A 17,335-nucleotide genomic window follows, 5' to 3' on the forward strand; every position below is an offset into this window, starting at 1 on the left:
TCCGGGCTGCTGCGTCATGGCCCCATCCTGCCTCACGCGTCGCGGGGGCTGAGCAGCCACACGGTGATCTCGCGCCCAGCCGCCCAGCGCCGGTAGTGCGCGTACCCGGCATACGTGTCGATCGCCGTGAACCACACGGACTCGGCGGCCTCCCTCCCCAGCCTGCGGGCCGTGGCGGCCACCGTGCGGCCGGCGTGCTCGACCTCGACGTCGGGGTTGGCGCGCAGGTTGTGGACCCAGCCCGGGGTGCGGCCGGTCCCGTAGTTGGACCCGATGACGGCGATGTCGCCGTCGACGGGGAGCGCCAGGAGGGGGGTGTGCCGCCGCTCGCCGCTGCGCGCGCCGAGGGTCACGAGCGTGATGGTCGGCAGGCCGCTCAGCTGCTGGGTTGCGCTGACCCGGCCGCCGGTGACCCCCGAGACCACCCGGTCGAGGGGCTGCTGGACCCGCCGGAGGACCTGGCTCACCGGGCGGTACGCGGCGGCAGTGCGGACTGCCCGGTGGAAGGCGGTGGGACGGGGCAGCTGACACTCGAGTTCATCCCAGAGCCCCATGGCGCCCAACGCTATCCGCGCCACCCTGCCGTTGTCCGCAAATGCCTACAAACGGCTCTCCGCCGCCGTCGAGCCGGCCAGCCGCTGGGCCAGCCAGACGGGCAGGATCGAGATGGCCACGAGGATGACGGCGACGACGTTGACGACCGGTGCCTGGTTCGGGCGGAAGAGGTTGTTGAAGATCCAGATCGGCAGCGTCGGTGTGCCCGGCCCGGCCGTGAACGTGGTGACGACGATCTCGTCGAAGCTGAGGGCGAAGGCCAGCAGCGCGCCCGCGAGGACGGCAGAACGCAGCAGCGGGAAGGTGACCAGGCGGAACGTCATGAACGGCCGCGCGCCGAGGTCGGCCGACGCGGCCTCCAGGGAGGCGCCGGAGCGCCGCAGCCGCGCCGTGACGTTGTTGAACACCACGACGATGCAGAAGGTCGCGTGCCCGACGATGATCGTGAAGAGCCCGGCGTTGATGCCGAACACGGGGTTGAGCACGTTGGCGATGACGGACTGCAGGGCGATGCCGGTGACGATGCCGGGCAGTGCGATGGGCAGCACCACGAGGATCGAGATGGCGTGCTTGCCGAAGAACTCGTACCGGGTGAGGGCGAGGGCGAGGAGCGAGCCCAGGACGAGCGCGATCGCGGTGGCGCCGAGGCCGGCCTTGACCGACGTCAGCAGGGCGTCGCGTGGCCCCGGGGCCTGGAGGGCGGCGGACCACCACTCGGTCGTGAACCCCGGCGGCGGCCACCCGAAGGTGCGGTCGCTGTTGAACGAGTTGATGGCGACCACGCCGATGGGCACGTAGATGAAGGCCAGCACCACGGCGGCGAACACGCCGAACCCCAGTCTGCTGCCGAGTCCCAGCCTCATGGTGTCGTCTCGCTCTCGTCTGTCAGTGCCGTGTCGGGTGGTCGGGTGGTCGGGTGGTCGGGTGGTCGGGGTCCTCGGGTCAGAGGTTGTCGAGCGCGCCGGTGCGTCGGACGGCCAGCAGGTAGGCCACCATGATCACGACCGAGGCGCTGCCGAGGGCGGCCGCGAACGGCAGGTCGAGCGTGATGTTCTGGAGCACGGCCGTGCCGAGGACCTGGAGCTTGCCGCCCACGATCTGCACGGCGATGTAGTCGCCCAGGCTGAGGGAGAACGTGAAGATCGTGCCCGCTGCGATCGAAGGCAGCAGCGATGGCAGCACGACCCGGCGGAAGGTCGCCAGCCCCTTGGCCCCGAGGTCGGCGGAGGCCTCCAGGTGCGACACCGGCAGGCGCTCGAAGCCGGCGTAGACGGGCAGGATCATGTACGGCAGCCACAGGTAGGTCAGGGTCAGCACGACGGCCGCGAGGCCGAACCCCGGCGTGGCGCCCAACGCGCTCTCGAGCACGCCACCCGGCTGCAGCATCGTGCGCCAGGCGTAGGCCTTGACCAGGTACGACGCCCACAGCGGCACCAGCACGGCGGCCACGAGCAGCCCGCGGATCCTGGCGGGCGCCACGCGCGCCATGAAGAACGCGAAGGGCACCGCGATCAGGATGCACAGCACCGTCACCGCCACGGCGATGAGGATGGTGCGCCCGATGATGCGCAGGTACGTGGGGTCGAACAGGGCCTTGATGTTCTCGGTCGTGAGGGTCCGCACGACCTCGTTGGTGAACGGGTCGGTCGTGAACAGCGCCGTCGCGAAGATCGCGAGGAGCGCGCCGAGGTAGGCGACGACAAGCCACAGCAAGGGCGGGGCGAGGAGCCCGGCCAGTGCCTTCTTCGATCTCATCGTCGCCTACCTCGCATCACGTCAGCTGGTGCGGACTGGGATCAGCTGTTGCGGATCTCGGTCCACGCCTTGGTCCACTCGGCGTAGTCGGTGCACTTCACCTTGCGGCCGTCGAGGCACGCCGAGATCGGGGTGGTCCAGTAGTAGACCTGCGAGAAGTACTCCTCGTCCTCGGCGTGGAACGTGTCGCAGTGCTTGGGGTCCGTCGTCTCGTCGCAGGCCTTCTTGTTGGCCGGCGCCTCACCGAAGTACTCCGCCACCGCCGCGTTCGCCTTGGGCGAGACGATGTGGTCGATGAACTTGTAGCTGCACGTCTTGGCCTTGGACTTGGCCCCGACCATCCAGGTGTCCGACCAGCCGGTCGCCCCCTCCTTGGGGAGCACGACCTCGACCGGGGCCTTCTCCGCCTGGGCGACGTTGGCGATGACCTGCCACGTGGTGCCGACGGTGGAGGACCCGTTCTTGAAGGCCTGGATCTCCTTGAGGTAGTCGGACCAGTACTCGCCGACATTCTGCTTCTGGGCCTTCAGGAGCTCCACGGCCGCGGCGAGCTGCTTGCTGTCGAGGGCGTAGGGGTTCTTGATGCCCAGCTCCGGCTTGGTCTTCATCAGGTACAGCCCGGCGTCGGCGATGTAGATCGGGGAGTCGTACGCGGTGACCTTGCCCTGCTGCTCCGAGCCCTTGTCGAAGACCGCCGCCCACGAGTCCGGCGCCGGCTTCACGAGGTCGGTGCGGTACATCAGCAGGTTCGCGCCGCGTCCGTGCGGGACGCCGTAGGGCACACCGGCCACCGAGTTCCACGGCTTGTTCTTCAAGGCCTCGAAGATGTCCGGGTAGTTGGTGATCAAGCCGGTGTTGACGGGCTCGACGTCACCTGCCGCGATGAGGCGGAGCGTGGCGTCACCCGACGCGGAGACCACGTCGTACTGCCCGGTGCGGAAGAGCTGCACGGCCTCGTCGGAGGTGCCGAAGGTCTTCACGGTGACCTGGCAGCCGCTGGCCTTCTCGAAGTCGCTGACCCAGTCGACCTTGGGGTCGTTGCTGCCGTCCTCGACGTATCCGGGCCAGGCCAGCACGCTGACCTGGCCCTCGGGCTCGCCCAGCTTGTCGAGCTGCTTGAGGTCAGGCACCTGGAAGCCGCCGGCGGCGGTGCCGCCGCCCGAGCTGTCGGAGCCCGAGTCGCCGCAGGCGGCGAGGGCGAGTGCGGCCACGGCGGCGATGGCGCCGAGCCTGGTGGGTGATGTCCTGCGCACGGCGGACTCCTTCTCTCAGTGGGCGGTTCTGGTGGGGACGGTGATGACGTTGTCGGGGTGCCAGAGGAGGTCCACCGCTGTCCCCCGCTCGAAGCCGGTGTCCGCGGCGGCGGACCCGTTCTGCTGCAGGGCGATCAGGCGGGTGCCGGCGTCGAGGCCCACGACGTAGCGGGTGACGGGACCGGCGTAGACCACCTCGACGACCGTGCCGGGGGCGCGCATCAGGCCGTCACCGCCGAACCCGCGCTCGGCCACGGTCAGCTTCTCCGGCCTGATGCTGAAGGCACCCTGACGGCCGAGGACCGCGCTCGCCACGTCGCCGGTGAGCAGGTTGGACGTGCCCACGAACCCGGCGACGAAGCCGGAGGCCGGCTGTTCGTAGACCTCACGGGCCGTGCCGACCTGCTCGATCCGGCCGGCGTTGAAGACGGCGATGCGGTCCGAGAGGGTGAGGGCCTCCTCCTGGTCGTGGGTGACGAACAGGAACGTGATGCCGACGTCGCGCTGGATCGCCTTCAGCTCGACCTGCATCTGCTCGCGCAGCTTCAGGTCGAGGGCGCCGAGCGGCTCGTCCAGCAGCAGCACCTTGGGCCGGTTGACCAGGGCCCGGGCCAGAGCCACCCGCTGCCGCTGGCCGCCGGAGAGTGCTCCGGGTCGCCGTGCGGGGAGATCGGCCAGGCGCACCTGCTCGAGCGCCTCCATGGCCCGGGCCCGGCGCTCCGCCTTGCCGACCTTCTTCACGCGCAGGCCGTACTCGACGTTCTCGAGCACGCTCATGTGGGGGAACAGCGCGTAGTCCTGGAAGACCGTGTTGACGTCGCGGTCGTAGGGCTGGGCCCTCGTGACGTCGCGCCCGCCGAGCTCGATGGACCCGGCGGTGGGCTCCTCGAAGCCGGCGATCATCCGCAGCACGGTGGTCTTGCCCGAGCCGGACGGGCCGAGCATCGAGAAGAACTCGCCGTCGGCGATCTCGAGGTCGGCGCCGTCCACCGCGACCACGGGCGGGTTGCCCGGGAACTCCTTGCGCAGGCCGGTGAGCACGATCGCAGGTGCCGCGCCGGACGACGCCCGGGACGCGTCGGGTGAAGCCATGGGCAGTGCCTCCTGGTCTCGACGACAGCCAAAACATATGGCTCCATAGGTTTAAGATCAAGGGGTTGCGCGGGACTGCAACGCAACGTTGACTCCACCCACGGCCCCACACGCCGACGACGCCGAGCCGCTGCACGAAGGGAGCGCCCCGACCATGGCTGACTCCTCGCTGGCCCTCGGCGCGTATGCCGCGGTGTTCGCTCCGCTGGAGGCGCAGGGGCGGGCCGAGGCCGTGGCGCGGCGGCTGGGCGAGGCGATCACGTTGGGGTTGCTGCCGGACGGCAGCCCGCTGCCCTCCGAGAGCGACCTCGCCGACCGCTTCGGCGTGGCCACCGTGACCGTGCGCGAGGCGCTCGGCGCGCTGCGGGAGGACAACCTCATCAGGACCCGCCGCGGTCGGGGCGGCGGTTCGTTCGTGCGCACGCCGGCCGACGGGGGCGAAGGGGCGCTGCGCGCCCGGCTGCGGCGCCTGGGGCTGGGTGAGCTGCGTGACCTGGCCGACCACTACACCGCCATCAGCGCGATGGCGGCCGAGCTGGCGGCGCTGCGTGCCGACAGCGACGACGTCCGCAGGCTGCGCGAGCTCGCCGTCGCGGTGCCGGCCGCCGGGACGCGCTCGGCGCGCTGGCGCTCCGAGGGCAACTTCCACCTCGAGCTCGCGGCCAGCGCGCAGTCCGCACGGCTGACCCGTGAGGAGATGGCGCTGCAGAGCGAGGTGGGCATGCTTCTCTGGCTCTCGCACGCCCAGGCGGGCGAGGCGACGGCGCCGGCCGACCGGCACACCGAGATCGTGGACGCGGTCGCCGCCGGCGACCCCGACGCGGCACGCAGGTCGGCCGAGGCCCACGTGCAGGAGATGTTCGCGGCGGTGCGCCTGCTGCACCGCCAGGTCTGGACCGGGAGGTCGGCATGACTGCGCAGCCCACGCCGGAGCCCCCACCGGGTCCGCCCCTCGGTGGCCGCGAGGTCGCCGAGCTGGTCAGCGCCCTCTGCCGGCGGCTCCTCGACGACCTCGACACGATGGCGTCGGAGGTCGAGCGCGAGCTCGACGTCGACGCGCCGCGGCGCTCCGACTTCCGGATCGAGGAGCGCTGCCACCGCCTGCTGACCGACCCCGCGCGGAAGGTCGCCGGTGCGGGCGTGGTGATGGCCCCGGACGTGCTGGCCGACGCGGCGTACTGGCTCGAGTGGTGGACCGCCAACCCGGACGCGTCACCACCGGAGCCGCGCCGACTGGCCGCGGAGACCGACCCCCGCGCCGTGGGCTTTCGCGACTACACACACCTGCCCTGGTATGCCGTGCCGGAGGAGACGGGGAAGGCCCACATCACCGGGCCGTACATCGACTACCTCTGCACCGACCAGCAGACCCTGACCTTCACCCGGCCGGTGAGCCGGCGCGGGGCCTTCGCCGGGGTCGTCGGCTTCGACCTGCTGGTTCGGACGTTCGAGGAGCGGCTGTTCGCGCCACTCGAGCGCGTGCCCGGGTCCTGCGCCGTGGTCAACACCGCCGGCCGCGTGGTGACCTCCAGTGACGTGCGGTGGGTGACGGGAGACCTGATCCGCGGGCTCCCCGTGGGGCGGTGGTGGGCGGGCGAGCGCGTCCACCACCCCGAGTGGGACTACTTCGCCTGCCCCGGCCTGCCGCTCGGTGTCATCGCCACGCGGCCTGCGTGAGGCGGTCTGGGTGAGGCGGTCTGGGTGAGGCGGTCTGGGTGACGCGCCGGCCAGCCGGTGACCTCTCAGCGAGGCGCCATCCGCGCCTTGAGCGTCTCGCGCTTGTCCTCGAACCGCAGGGCCTGCTTCTCGAGGTTCGCCATGAACTCGTCGAGCTCGAGGCGCGCCTGCTCGGCCTCGGCGCCGAGGCCCTCGAGCTCGAAGAGCTTCCAGAACCGCAGCACCGGGCTGAGGACGTCGTCCTTGTGCAGCCGCAGGTCGTAGATCCCGGCGACCGCCATCTCGACGGCCTTGCGCTGGAAGCCGGGGATGTCGGTGCCCGGCATCTGGAACCCCTTGACGACGTCGCGGACCGCCATCACGGTCTGGTCCGGCGCGATCTTGAGGGCGGCGTCGAGCAGGTTGCGGTAGAAGACCATGTGGAGGTTCTCGTCCGCGGCGATCCGCGCGAGCAGCTGGTCGCACATCGGGTCCGACGTGAACCGCCCGGTGTTGCGGTGCGAGACGCGGGTCGCGAGCTCCTGGAAGGAGACGTACGCGAGGGAGTGCAGCAGCTCGCCGGAGTGTGCCGACTCGTACCCCTGGGACATGTGGGTCATGCGGAACCGCTCGAGCTCCACGGGGTCGACCATCCGCTTGACGAGCATGTAGTCGCGCATCGCGATGCCGTGGCGGCCCTCCTCGGCGGTCCAGCGGTGGACCCACTCGCCCCAGGCGTCGTCGCGGCCGAAGATGATCGCGATCTCGTGGTGGTAGCTGGGGAGGTTGTCCTCGGTGAGCAGGTTGACGATGAGGGCCGAACGGGCCACGTCGCTGAGGGGTGCGTCGTCGGGACTCCACGGGTCGCCGCCCATGAGCCCGTCGTAGTTCCTGCCGTCCGACCACGGGATGTAGTCGTGCGGGAACCACTCCTTGGCCATCGAGAGGTGGCGGTTGAGGTTCTCCTCGACGACGGGGCTGAGCTCGCGCAGCAGGTCGGTCTGGCTCCAGGTGGGTGCAGTCATGGCGGTCGTCCTCCCGGTGGGGGTCAACGGGCTCGTCGACGCTCCGCCCAACCTACGGCGGCGTAGGTTGGACAGGCTAGTTACCCGCGGGTACTACTCGCCGGTTCCCACGCAGACGTATGACGCCTCAGGATGAGCCTGCGCTCACCGGCCAGCGTCGACCATCTCCGGTTCGAGGGGCGCCGGGCGTCGCACGACGCCGCGGAGCAGCGGCTGTGCCACCGCTGCCAGCAGGAGGGCCGTCGCGCCAGCGGCCACGGTGACCGCGAAGGCGCCGGTGTGTCCGGAGGTGTCGGCCAGCCGGCCGGCCGTGGCCGAGCCGAGCGCGTACCCCAGGCCCGTGGCTGCGGCGAGGAGGGTCATCGCCGCGCTGACGCGGTTGACCGGGACCGCCCGCTCGCCGAGGGTGAAGTTGCTGATCATGTAGGGCGCCACCACGAAGCCGAGCACGAGGACGACGAGCACCAGCGAGCGCAGCGAGTCGGTCGACAGCAGGGGGACGGCCAGGACGAACAGGCCGCCGGCCGTGACGAGCACGCGGGTCGCGTAGGTCACCCGCTCCGGCAGGGCCGCGATGGCGAGCCCGGCGGCGACGCTGCCGATGCCGAGCACGGCGTGCACCAGGCCGGCGGTGCCCGCCTCGCCGGCCGCCGTGGCGAGGACCGTCGTGCCGGTCTGCACGGAGCCGAACACGACGCCGATGAGCAGCTGGGCCAGCAGCAGCACGACGAAGACCGGGGTCAGCAGGCCTCCGGCCACGTGGCCGTCGTGGCGGGCGGCGTGGGTCAGGCGGGCGGTGGGGTGCAGGGCGAACCACACGCCGAAGACGAGGAGCAGCCCGGCGGCGGTCAGCAGCCCGGCGCCGGGGGCCGCGACGGCCACGAGGGTGCCCAGCAGGGCGGGGCCGAGCACGAAGGACGCCTCGTCGGCAGCGCCCTCGTAGGAGAAGGCCGCCTCGACGAGCCGCGGCTGGTGCGCCCCACTGCCGTGGGTGATGGGCCGCCAGCGGGCCCGGGCGAGGGGGCCGATCTGCGGGGCGAAGGCGCCGGCCAGCGCGGCGGCCACCACGAGCAGGGTGGTCGTGGCGTCGGCGGCCGCGAGGCCGACCAGCGCGGCCAGCGCGAGCCCACCGACCACCGACTGCACGAGCACGACCGGCCGCTGGCCCAGGCGGTCGGCGAGGGCTCCGGCGAAGGGTGAGCACACGGCGTTCGCGACGGCGAGCGTGCCGGCGGCGAGGCCGCCCGCGGCATACGAGCCCGTCGCCGAGGACACGAGGAGCAGCGCGCCCATCTGGCTCATGGCCAGCGGCAGCCTGCCGAGGAAGGCGGTGACGACGTAGAGGGGACCGGCCAGGGCGAAGAGCCGCCGGTAGGAGGCGATGGGTGACACGCGAGTTCGGCTTTCGTGCGGGTGCCGGGGTACGGCACAGCGGGCGTGCGCCGAACCCGCCTCCAAGGACGCACAAGAACCCTTTGCTGGATCCATTCTACCGGGGCCCGCGAGTGCTCCGGTCGCGCGACGGAGCCCTCAGGACGGGTGCACTCAGGGCAGGAGCAGGATCTTGCCGATGTGGCCGCTCTCCTCCATCTCGCGGTGGGCGGCCGGGGCGTCGGCGAGCGGGTGACGCGAGTGGACGACCGGCTTGACCCGCCCGGCCTCCACCAGCGGCCAGACGTGCTCACGGACGGCGGCGACGATCGCGGCCTTCTCGGCCGGGGGCCGGGCGCGCAACGAGGTGGCGATGACGGCGGCGCGCTTGCGGAGCAGGGTGTTGAGGTTGAGCTCGGCGGTGGTGCCGCCCTGGAGGCCGATGACGACGAGCCGCCCGTTCACGGCGAGGGCGTCGACGTTGCGGGAGAGGTACTTCGCGCCCATGTTGTCGAGAATGACGTCGGCGCCCGCCCCGTCGGTGGCGGCCCTGACCTCCTCCACGAAGTCCTGCTCCCGGTAGTTGACGAGCACCTCGGCGCCGAGGGCCCTGCACGCGTCGAGCTTCTCCGCCGAGCCGGCGGTCACGGCCACGCGGGCGCCGACCTCGCGGGCGAGCTGGATGGCCATCGTGCCGATGCCGGAGGACCCACCGTGGACGAGCAGCGTCTGGCCGGGCAGCAGGTTGGCGGTCATGAAGACGTTGGACCACACCGTGCACACCACCTCGGGGAGCGCGCCAGCGTCCTCGAGCGCCACCCCTGCCGGCACGGGCAGCAGCTGCGTCGCCGGGGCACACACCTGCTCGGCGTAGCCACCGCCCACGAGGAGCGCGCAGACGGGGTCGCCGACGGACCAGCCGTCGACGCCCTCGCCGAGGGCCTCGACCGTGCCGCTGACCTCGAGCCCGGGGTAGGGGGAGGACCCGGGCGGCGGGTCGTAGAAGCCCCTGCGCTGCATGATGTCGGCGCGGTTGACCCCCGCCGCCGCCACGCGGATCCGCACCTCGCCCCGGGCGGGTTCGGGGGTGGGCACCTCCGCGAGGACCAGGGCGTCCGCCTCACCGGGCTCGGGAATCGTGATGGCCTTCATGGGTCGAGCCTATGGCGGGCCGTCTCGAGGTCCTCGGGGGTGTCGATGTCGAGGCTGGCCTGCGCGGGGACGGGGTCGACCACGAGGTGCAGGCCGTCGAGGAGCCGCCTCATGGGCGTGCCCGCGGGCTGCTCGGGCAGGGCGGCGCGCAGCGCCGAGGTCCGGTATGCCGCGAGGAGCGGCTGGACGTGGCCGTGCCCGTCCACGCCCACCACCGCGTCGGTGCTGGCGGGTGATGAGACCAGGTGGGCGGCGAGGCGCTGCGCGGCGGGCGCGGCATACGGCATGTCACCGCCGAGCACCACGGTGACCTCGTGGCGGACGGCCGACACGGCAGCGGCGACCCCTGCGCTGGGGCCCCCACCGGGCGGGTCCTCCCGGGCCCAGACGACCCCGCTGCGCGACGTGGGGCGCTGCGGACCCACACAGATGACGGCCCAGTCCGGAGGCAGGCTGGTGAGCAGGGCGTCCAGCACGCTGGTGCCCCCGAGGTCCGCCGCGGTCTTGTCGCCGCCGAACCTGCGACCCTCGCCGCCGCAGAGGACGACCGCGGTCACGGCGCCGGTGTCCGCATCGCTCACGGCAACAGGCTGCCACGGTCGCGGTGACGCGGGTGACCGGCGCCCCCACGGGTTTCGGTCGCAGGCCGCCGGGGCTAGCGTGGCAGGACCGTTGTTGCAGCAGTCTCAAAGGAGAGATGCATGGCACTAGAGCGACGAACCTTCCTCAAGGGCGGGGCCGCCGTCACCGGCGGCGCCCTGCTCGCCGGCCCGTTCCAGGGACTGGTCGCGCGACCCGCGGCCGGCCTCGGCGCCGCCCCGTTCCGCCCCCTGGTCCCTGTCCCGGACCGCCGCGACGGGAAGGTGCGGCTGCACCTGCCCGAGGGCTTTGCCTACCGCTCCTTCCACGACACCGAGACGCCGGTCGAGCTCGACGACGGCACGGTCCTGCCGGGGCGCCACGACGGCATGGGGGCCTTCAGGGGCAGGGGTGACTCCATCGTCCTGGTGCGCAACCACGAGGTGAACAACCCCGGCCCGGCCTTCGGCCCGGTCGGCGACCACACCTACGACCCGATGGCAAAAGGCGGCTGCACCGTGGTCGAGGTCAGCCCGCGGGGGCGGGTCCGCAGCGCCTACACCGGGCTGAACGGCACGATGATGAACTGCAGTGGTGGCCAGATGCCCTGGGGTGCGTGGATCACCTGCGAGGAGACCGTCAACGGCCCGGACGTCGGGCCCGACTTCACCGGCACCTCCAACGTCCCGCTGACCAAGCCGCACGGCTACGTCTTCGAGGTGCCGACCAGGGGTCTGGCCTCGGGCGAGCCGATCACGAAGGCCGGCCGCTTCGCGCACGAGGCCGTGGCCTACGACCCCGACGAGGGCGTGCTCTACCTCACCGAGGACAACTTCGCGTTCCCCTCGGGCTACTACCGCTACAAGCCCAGGCGGCACCCCGACAAGGTCGGCCACATCGACAACGAGGGCCGGCTCCAGATGCTCGCCGTCCGCGGGGTGCCGAACGCCCACCTCGAGGCCCAGCAGGAGCGCGGCGCGACCTACGACGTCACGTGGGTCGACATCGACGACCCGGACCCGACGTTCCCCTACACCGCGGGCCAGCCCGCCTCCACGACCAACGACCAGGCGCTCGTCCACGTCGGCGACCAGGGCCGGGCGCAGGGTGCCGCCCACTTCTCGCGGCTGGAGGGCCAGATCTTCGACGACGGCGTCGTCTACTTCACCTCCACGCAGGGCGGCGGCGCGGCGATGACCGGATCCAACAGCATCACGGGGTACGGCAACGGCTTCGGCCAGGTGTGGGCCTACCACCCGCGCTCGCGGAAGCTGCGCGTCGTCTACCAGTCGCCGGGGCAGGAGGTGCTCGACTTCCCCGACAACATCACGGTGAGCGAGCGGGGGACGCTGGTGCTCTGCGAGGACAGCAGCGGCGACAACTACGTGCGCGGCCTGTCCCGCCGCGGCCAGCTGTGGGACATCGCCCTCAACCGGCTCACCAGCAGCGCCGGGGCACCCCGCTACGGCGACGAGTTCGCCGGGTCGACGTTCAGCCCGGACGGGGAGACCCTCTTCGTCAACATCCAGGCGAGTGCTGGCATGACGTTTGCGATCTGGGGGCCCTGGCACCGGATCGGCGTCTGAACCCTTCCCGGGAGACCCGTGCCGTCACTGGCGGGCGCCCAGTCTGCGTGACAGGGCGCCCGCCACGCGCGAGACGGCCGCGACGATGCGTGCGAGCTCGGCCTCGTCGACCCCGTCGGTGGGGTACGTGACCGCCACGCCCGCGACCGGGTGCCCGGTGTGGTCGAGCACCGCCCGGGCCACCGACGACAGGCCCTCGCTGACGGAGCCGTCCTCCACGGCATACCCGCGCTGCCGGACGGCCGTGAGCTCGCGTCGCAGCTGGCTGACCGACGTCGGTCCATGGCCCTCCCGCTGGACGAGGAAGTCCTTGTGCGGGAACAACGCCCGCACCTGGGCCGGTGGCAGCGCGGCCAGCATGGCCAGCCCGCTCGCGGTCAGCGTGGCGGGGAGGCGCACCCCGACATCCGTGACGAGCAGCGGCCGACCGGGTGCGCGCTCCTCGATGACGTAGAGCACGTCACGGCCGTGCAGCACGGCGAGGTGCGCGTTGTGGGTGGTGTCGTCGACGAGGCGCTGGAGCAGCGGCCGGGCGATCCGCTGGAGCGGGGCCTGCCGCTGGTAGGCCGAGCCGAGCTCGTAGGCCGCGACCCCGAGGCCGTAGCGGCGCTCCTCCGGGAGGTGGGTGACGAAGCCGTGCTCGCGCAGCACGGCGAGCAGGTGGTACGTGCTCGAGCGCGGGAGCCCGACCTCGCGCGCGATGGACCCGGCGGGGAGGGGCTCGGTGTGCCGTGCGAGCAGGCTGAGGACCTCCAGCGCCTGGGCCGCGGCCGGTGCGTTCGCCACGGGCCGAGTCTGGCACGCGCCCCAGGCATGCCGTCGACACGCTGGGAAACAGTCCTTCGATCGACCGGCAGGGGCCCTTTCCCAGCGTGTCGACGGCGGGAGGGGCGGCGGGAGGGGCGGCGGTCAGGTGAGCCACCGGTAGCGGCGCTCCGGCCGACCGGTGGTGCCGTAGCGCAGCCGCACCTCGGCCTGGCCCGTGCTGCAGAAGTGCTCGAGGTACCGCCGAGCGCTCACACGCGAGATGCCGACCGCCTCGGCGCACTCGGTCGCCGAGAGCGACTCCCCGCCGTCGCGCAGCGTGCGCTCCACCAAGGTGGCGGTCTCGGGGCTCATCCCCTTGGGCAGGGCGTTCGGGGTGGTGGGGCTGCGACGGGCGAGGACCCGGTCGATGTCGTCCTGGCCGTGCACCTCGCCCTCGTGCAGGAGGTGCCGGTGCGCGGCATACCGCTCCAGCCTGTCCCGGAGCTCGTCGTAGCCGAACGGCTTGAGGAGGTAGTCCACGATGCCCTGCCGGGAGGCACCGCGCACGGCCTCGATCTCCTTGGCCGCGCTGATGACCATGACGTCGCAGTCGGCGCCGCTGCTGCGCAGGCGGGCGAGCACGTCGAGGCCGAACAGGTCGGGCAGGTACAGGTCGAGGAGGACCAGGTCGGGGTGCAGCTCGGCCACCGCGGTGAGCGCCTCGGCGCCGGTGTGACGGGAGCCGACCACGGTGAACCCCTCGGTGCGCTCGACGAACCCGGTGTGGATGCGGGCCACGCGGAAGTCGTCGTCGACGACGAGCACGCTGATCACGAGACCCCCTGGGCGATGGGCGCCACCGGGGTGACGGTCAGGTGGGCGGTGAACATGGCGCCATCCTCGGTGTTGGCCAGGGTGACCTCGCCCCCACGCCGCTGGCACACCAGACGGGTCAGCGCGAGGCCGATGCCGCGCTCGCCGGACTGCGCGGCCTTGGTCGTGAAGCCGTGGGTGAAGACCTCGTGCGCGACCTCGGGGGCGACGCCGGGGCCGGAGTCGCGGACGACGACCTCGACGGTGGCGGCGTCCTGTCGCAGGGCGATCTCCACCCAGGCGTCGGAGGATCCGGTCGCGGCGTCCAGGGCGTTGTCGACGAGGTTGCCCACCACGGTGGCGACATCCGCCGAGTCCGCGGGCTCGAGCTGCTCGAGGGAGGTGTCCTCGCTGACCCGCAGCTCGACGCGGCGCTCGGACGCCAGGGAGGCCTTGGCCATCAGCAGGGCGGCCACGGCGCTGTCGCGGACCCGCCGGTTCACGCTGAGGTCGAGGGACTCGCGGTGTCGGCTCACGGCGTCGACGTAGCGCACGACCTCGTCGAAGTCGCCGATCTGGATCAGCCCCGAGATCGTGTGCAGCTGGTTGGCGAACTCGTGGGCCTGCGCCCGCAGCAGCTGGGTCGAGCTGCGGAACGACCCGATCTCGCGCTCGAGGTTGGCCAGCTCGGTGCGGTCGCGCAGGGTGGTGACGGTGCCGAGCCGCCGGCCGTCCTTGGTGACGGTCATCCGGTTCATCACCAGGACCCGTCCGCGCCGGATCACGACCTCGTCGCGAGGCATCCGCGCGGCACCGTCACCCGTGCGCTCCTCGGCTGCGGCATCCGCACCGTGACCCTCGGCGGTACCGTCGCCCGCGGTCTCACCGTCGTCGGGGCCCCCGGCGAGGACGTCGTAGAGCCGCCCCTCGATCCGCAGGTCCGACAGGCTCATCCCGACCGAGTGCTCGGGCAGGTCGAGGAGGCGGGCAGCCACGTCGTTGACGAGGGTGATGCGGTGTTGCGGGTCGAGGGCGATGACACCCTCGGCGATGCCGTAGAGCATGGCCTCGCGGTGCTCGGCCAGGCCGGCGATCTCGCGGGGCTCGAGCCCCAGGGTCTGGCGCTTGATCCTCCGGGCCAGCAGCCAGGACCCGCCGAGGCCGAGCACCGAGGCGATCCCGAGGTAGGTCAGCAGGTACGACGAGGCGCCGCCCAGCCGCTCCCACGCGGAGGGGAAGTCCACGGCGATCATCACCGTGCCGAGGTGCTCGCCGACCCGGTCGGTCTCGACGCTCAGCACCGGCACCTGGGCGACGAGCTGGCGCCGGCCGTCGGTCTCGAGGGTCCCCGACCAGCTCGCACCGGCCCCGACCCCGGGAGCGCCCAGGGGGATGCGGGCACCCTCGAGCGAGGGGTCGGACGAGACCCGCACCTCCTCGTCGGCCTCTGCCAGGGTCACGGTGTCGACCCGCGACTGGACGACCACCTGCTGGGCCAGGGTGGCGAGGCCGGTGCGCTGCTCCGGCTCGGCCAGGTTGCTCCGGACGAGGGGGCTCGCGGCGAGCTGTTCGGCCAGGGCGGCCACGCGGCGCCCCTCGACCCGGGTGAAGGTCGCCTCGGACTGCGCCAGCGACACCGCGCCGACGAAGACGAGGACGACCATCACGAGCGCGAGCTGGAAGGCCAGCAGCTGCCCGGCCAGCGTCGATCGCCGCAGCGCACGCATGACCACTATGAACTCAACCTTCACTGCTGACAGAAGCGGGACGAACCACCCACGGCGGGAGCACGATCATCTCGCTCGGCTCCCCAAAGCGAAAGAGGTCCCAACGATGCGAGCTCGAACCCCCGCCGTCCTCGGCGTCCTGGCCGTGACGGCCACCCTCGCCCTGAGCGCCTGCGGCGCCACCGCCGACAAGGGCGGCTCGGGCTCGACCTCCGCGGCCGGCGGCGGCCAGCCGGCCAGCGGCCTGCAGCTCATGGTCCCGAACGCGCCCGGCGGTGGCTACGACACCACCGCGCGGGTGGCCGCCAAGGTCATGGAGACCGAGAAGATCACCAACACGGTGCAGGTGTACAACCTCCCGGGTGCCGGCGGCACGGTCGGCCTGCAGCGCACCGTGAACGAGGAGGGCAACGGCAAGCTGGCCATGCAGATGGGCCTCGGCGTCGTCGGCGCCGCCTACACCCAGAAGTCGAAGGCGACGCTGAACGACACCACGCCGATCGCCAAGCTCATCGAGGAGGCCGGCGCGATCGTCGTGCCGAAGGACTCGCCCTACAAGGACATCAACCAGCTGGTCGAGGCCTGGAAGAAGGACCCGAAGAAGCTCGCCGTCGGTGGTGGCTCCTCGCCGGGTGGCCCCGACCACCTCCTGCCGATGCAGCTGGCCAAGGCCGTCGGCATCGACCCCAAGCAGGTCTCCTACGTCTCCTACGACGGTGGCGGTGAGCTCCTGCCGGCGCTGCTCGGCAACAAGATCGCCTTCGGCGCCAGCGGTTTCGGTGAGTTCCTCGACCAGGTCGAGGCCGGCGACGTCCGCGTCCTGGCCGTCACCAGCGAGCAGCCGATCGAGGCACTGGGGGACGTGCCGACGCTGAAGTCGAGCGGCATCGACCTCGTCTTCACCAACTGGCGCGGCATCGTGGCCCCTCCCGGCATCTCCGAGGAGGACAAGCAGACGTGGATCAACGCGCTCAGCCAGATGCACGACTCGAAGGGCTGGAAGGACGAGATGGCCAAGCGCGGCTGGACCGACGCCTTCGCCACCGGTGACGAGTTCGCCACCTTCCTCAAGGAGCAGGACGCCGAGGTCGCCGACATCCTCACGCAGCTGGGGCTGGCGTGAGCGAGACGACGCTCGCGAGCCGGGGCGGGGACCGCGCGCAGTACGCCGTGTGCGCGGGCCTCGCCCTGCTCGGCGTCCTGGTCCTGGTGGACGCGAGCCGTCTCGGCGCCGTGGCGAGCAGCAACGACCCGATCGGGCCGAAGCCCGTCCCCATCGTCCTCGGGGTCCTGCTCATCATCGTGTCGGTCTTCTACGCCATCGACGTCTCCCGTGGCGGCGTGGGGGAGGCCGAGGCCGGTGAGGACATCGACCTCAGCACCCGCATCGACGTCCGGACGGTCGCCCTGCTCATCGGGGCGTTCGTCCTCAACGCCCTGCTGATCGAGCCGCTCGGCTGGGTCATCAGCGGGTCGATCCTGTTCTGGGGCGCAGCCTTCGCGCTCGGGAACCGCCACCACATCCGCGGTCTGGTGATCGGCGTGGCGCTGGCCCTCATCACCTTCTACGCGTTCGCCATCGGGCTCGGGGTCAACCTCCCGGCCGGCATCCTCCAGGGAATTCTCTGATGGACAACCTCTCCGCACTCCTGTCCGGCTTCGCGGACGTCCTGACGCCGCTGAACCTGCTCATCGCCCTGCTCGGCGTCACCGTCGGCACGGCGGTCGGTGTCCTCCCCGGCATCGGCCCAGCCATGACGGTCGCGCTCCTCCTGCCGATCACCTACGGCATGGAGCCCACCCAGGCGCTGATCCTGTTCGCCGCGATCTTCTACGGCGGCATGTACGGCGGGTCGACCACCTCCATCCTCCTCAACACCCCGGGCGAGTCGTCGTCGGTGGTGACCGCCATCGAGGGCAACAAGATGGCCAAGGCGGGGCGCGCGGCGCAGGCGCTGGCCACGGCCGCGATCGGCTCCTTCGTCGCCGGGACGATCGCCACGCTCGCGCTGGTGTTCGTCATG

The 17,335-nt window shown here is 71.9% G+C and carries 18 protein-coding genes; 6 read left to right on the plus strand and 12 right to left on the minus strand.

Going from position 1 to position 17,335, the window contains the following annotated elements; all coding sequences use genetic code 11:
- Positions 1–32 precede the first annotated feature (32 nt).
- The 5 genes from VIB11_RS07090 to VIB11_RS07110 form a co-directional block, all read right to left on the minus strand.
- Positions 33–554, minus strand: coding sequence for a nitroreductase family deazaflavin-dependent oxidoreductase (locus tag VIB11_RS07090; protein ID WP_332029743.1), 522 nt, complete (start codon positions 552–554; stop codon positions 33–35).
- A 45-nt stretch (positions 555–599) separates the two neighbouring features.
- Positions 600–1,418: an ABC transporter permease gene (locus VIB11_RS07095; protein WP_332029745.1), complete on the minus strand. Its 819-nt coding sequence runs from the start codon at positions 1,416–1,418 to the stop codon at positions 600–602.
- Positions 1,419–1,497: 79 nt separating this feature from the next.
- On the minus strand, positions 1,498–2,310 hold the full coding sequence (locus VIB11_RS07100; RefSeq protein WP_332029747.1) for an ABC transporter permease: 813 nt from the start codon (positions 2,308–2,310) through the stop codon (positions 1,498–1,500).
- 41 nt (positions 2,311–2,351) lie between these two features.
- Positions 2,352–3,563, minus strand: a complete 1,212-nt coding sequence (locus tag VIB11_RS07105) for an ABC transporter substrate-binding protein (protein ID WP_332029749.1) — start codon at positions 3,561–3,563, stop codon at positions 2,352–2,354.
- Between the two features lie 15 nt (positions 3,564–3,578).
- The gene (locus VIB11_RS07110; RefSeq protein WP_332029751.1) at positions 3,579–4,655 is read right to left on the minus strand and encodes an ABC transporter ATP-binding protein; all 1,077 of its coding nucleotides are present in this window, start codon (positions 4,653–4,655) and stop codon (positions 3,579–3,581) included.
- Between the two features lie 154 nt (positions 4,656–4,809).
- On the opposite strand from VIB11_RS07110, the gene VIB11_RS07115 reads away from it, so the two are divergent.
- Positions 4,810–5,568, plus strand: a complete 759-nt coding sequence (locus VIB11_RS07115) for a FadR/GntR family transcriptional regulator (RefSeq protein WP_332029753.1) — start codon at positions 4,810–4,812, stop codon at positions 5,566–5,568.
- Positions 5,565–6,332, plus strand: a complete 768-nt coding sequence (locus tag VIB11_RS07120; RefSeq protein WP_332029755.1) for a cache domain-containing protein — start codon at positions 5,565–5,567, stop codon at positions 6,330–6,332. Before VIB11_RS07115 ends, VIB11_RS07120 begins: the two co-directional genes overlap by 4 nt.
- Before the next feature lie 65 nt (positions 6,333–6,397).
- Here the strand turns inward: VIB11_RS07120 and VIB11_RS07125 are convergent, their stop codons facing one another.
- The 4 genes from VIB11_RS07125 to mobA form a co-directional block, all read right to left on the minus strand.
- Entirely contained in the window at positions 6,398–7,336 is a 939-nt protein-coding gene (locus tag VIB11_RS07125) for an acyl-ACP desaturase (RefSeq protein ID WP_332029757.1), read from the minus strand.
- A gap of 144 nt (positions 7,337–7,480) precedes the next feature.
- Positions 7,481–8,728, minus strand: coding sequence for an MFS transporter (locus tag VIB11_RS07130; RefSeq protein ID WP_332029759.1), 1,248 nt, complete (start codon positions 8,726–8,728; stop codon positions 7,481–7,483).
- 153 nt (positions 8,729–8,881) lie between these two features.
- On the minus strand, positions 8,882–9,859 hold the full coding sequence (locus VIB11_RS07135; protein WP_332029761.1) for an NAD(P)H-quinone oxidoreductase: 978 nt from the start codon (positions 9,857–9,859) through the stop codon (positions 8,882–8,884).
- Positions 9,856–10,440 carry a molybdenum cofactor guanylyltransferase gene (gene mobA / locus VIB11_RS07140; RefSeq protein ID WP_332029763.1) on the minus strand — a complete coding sequence of 195 codons (585 nt, stop codon included), beginning with the start codon at positions 10,438–10,440 and terminating at the stop codon, positions 9,856–9,858. The genes VIB11_RS07135 and mobA overlap by 4 nt, the downstream gene beginning before the upstream one ends.
- A gap of 120 nt (positions 10,441–10,560) precedes the next feature.
- Between mobA and VIB11_RS07145 the strand changes: the two genes are divergently transcribed.
- Complete coding sequence (locus tag VIB11_RS07145) at positions 10,561–12,024, plus strand: PhoX family protein (protein WP_332029765.1); 1,464 nt, start codon at positions 10,561–10,563, stop codon at positions 12,022–12,024.
- A gap of 24 nt (positions 12,025–12,048) precedes the next feature.
- Here VIB11_RS07145 and VIB11_RS07150 read toward each other — a convergent pair whose 3' ends face one another.
- The 3 genes from VIB11_RS07150 to VIB11_RS07160 form a co-directional block, all read right to left on the minus strand.
- Complete coding sequence (locus VIB11_RS07150; protein ID WP_332029767.1) at positions 12,049–12,810, minus strand: IclR family transcriptional regulator; 762 nt, start codon at positions 12,808–12,810, stop codon at positions 12,049–12,051.
- 123 nt (positions 12,811–12,933) lie between these two features.
- Complete coding sequence (locus tag VIB11_RS07155; protein ID WP_332029769.1) at positions 12,934–13,605, minus strand: response regulator; 672 nt, start codon at positions 13,603–13,605, stop codon at positions 12,934–12,936.
- On the minus strand, positions 13,602–15,311 hold the full coding sequence (locus VIB11_RS07160; RefSeq protein WP_332029771.1) for a sensor histidine kinase: 1,710 nt from the start codon (positions 15,309–15,311) through the stop codon (positions 13,602–13,604). The genes VIB11_RS07155 and VIB11_RS07160 overlap by 4 nt, the downstream gene beginning before the upstream one ends.
- A gap of 106 nt (positions 15,312–15,417) precedes the next feature.
- Between VIB11_RS07160 and VIB11_RS07165 the strand changes: the two genes are divergently transcribed.
- The 3 genes from VIB11_RS07165 to VIB11_RS07175 all read left to right on the plus strand — a co-directional run.
- Positions 15,418–16,434 (plus strand): Bug family tripartite tricarboxylate transporter substrate binding protein, encoded by a 1,017-nt coding sequence (locus VIB11_RS07165; protein WP_332029773.1) that lies wholly within the window; start codon positions 15,418–15,420, stop codon positions 16,432–16,434.
- Positions 16,431–16,940, plus strand: coding sequence for a tripartite tricarboxylate transporter TctB family protein (locus VIB11_RS07170; protein ID WP_332029775.1), 510 nt, complete (start codon positions 16,431–16,433; stop codon positions 16,938–16,940). Before VIB11_RS07165 ends, VIB11_RS07170 begins: the two co-directional genes overlap by 4 nt.
- Positions 16,940–17,335: tripartite tricarboxylate transporter permease (locus VIB11_RS07175; protein WP_332029777.1), on the plus strand; the 396-nt coding region annotated here is incomplete at its 3' end. The genes VIB11_RS07170 and VIB11_RS07175, both read left to right, overlap by 1 nt.

The sequence above is a fragment of the Pedococcus sp. genome, assembly GCF_036554925.1.
GTDB lineage: Bacteria > Actinomycetota > Actinomycetes > Actinomycetales > Dermatophilaceae > Pedococcus_A.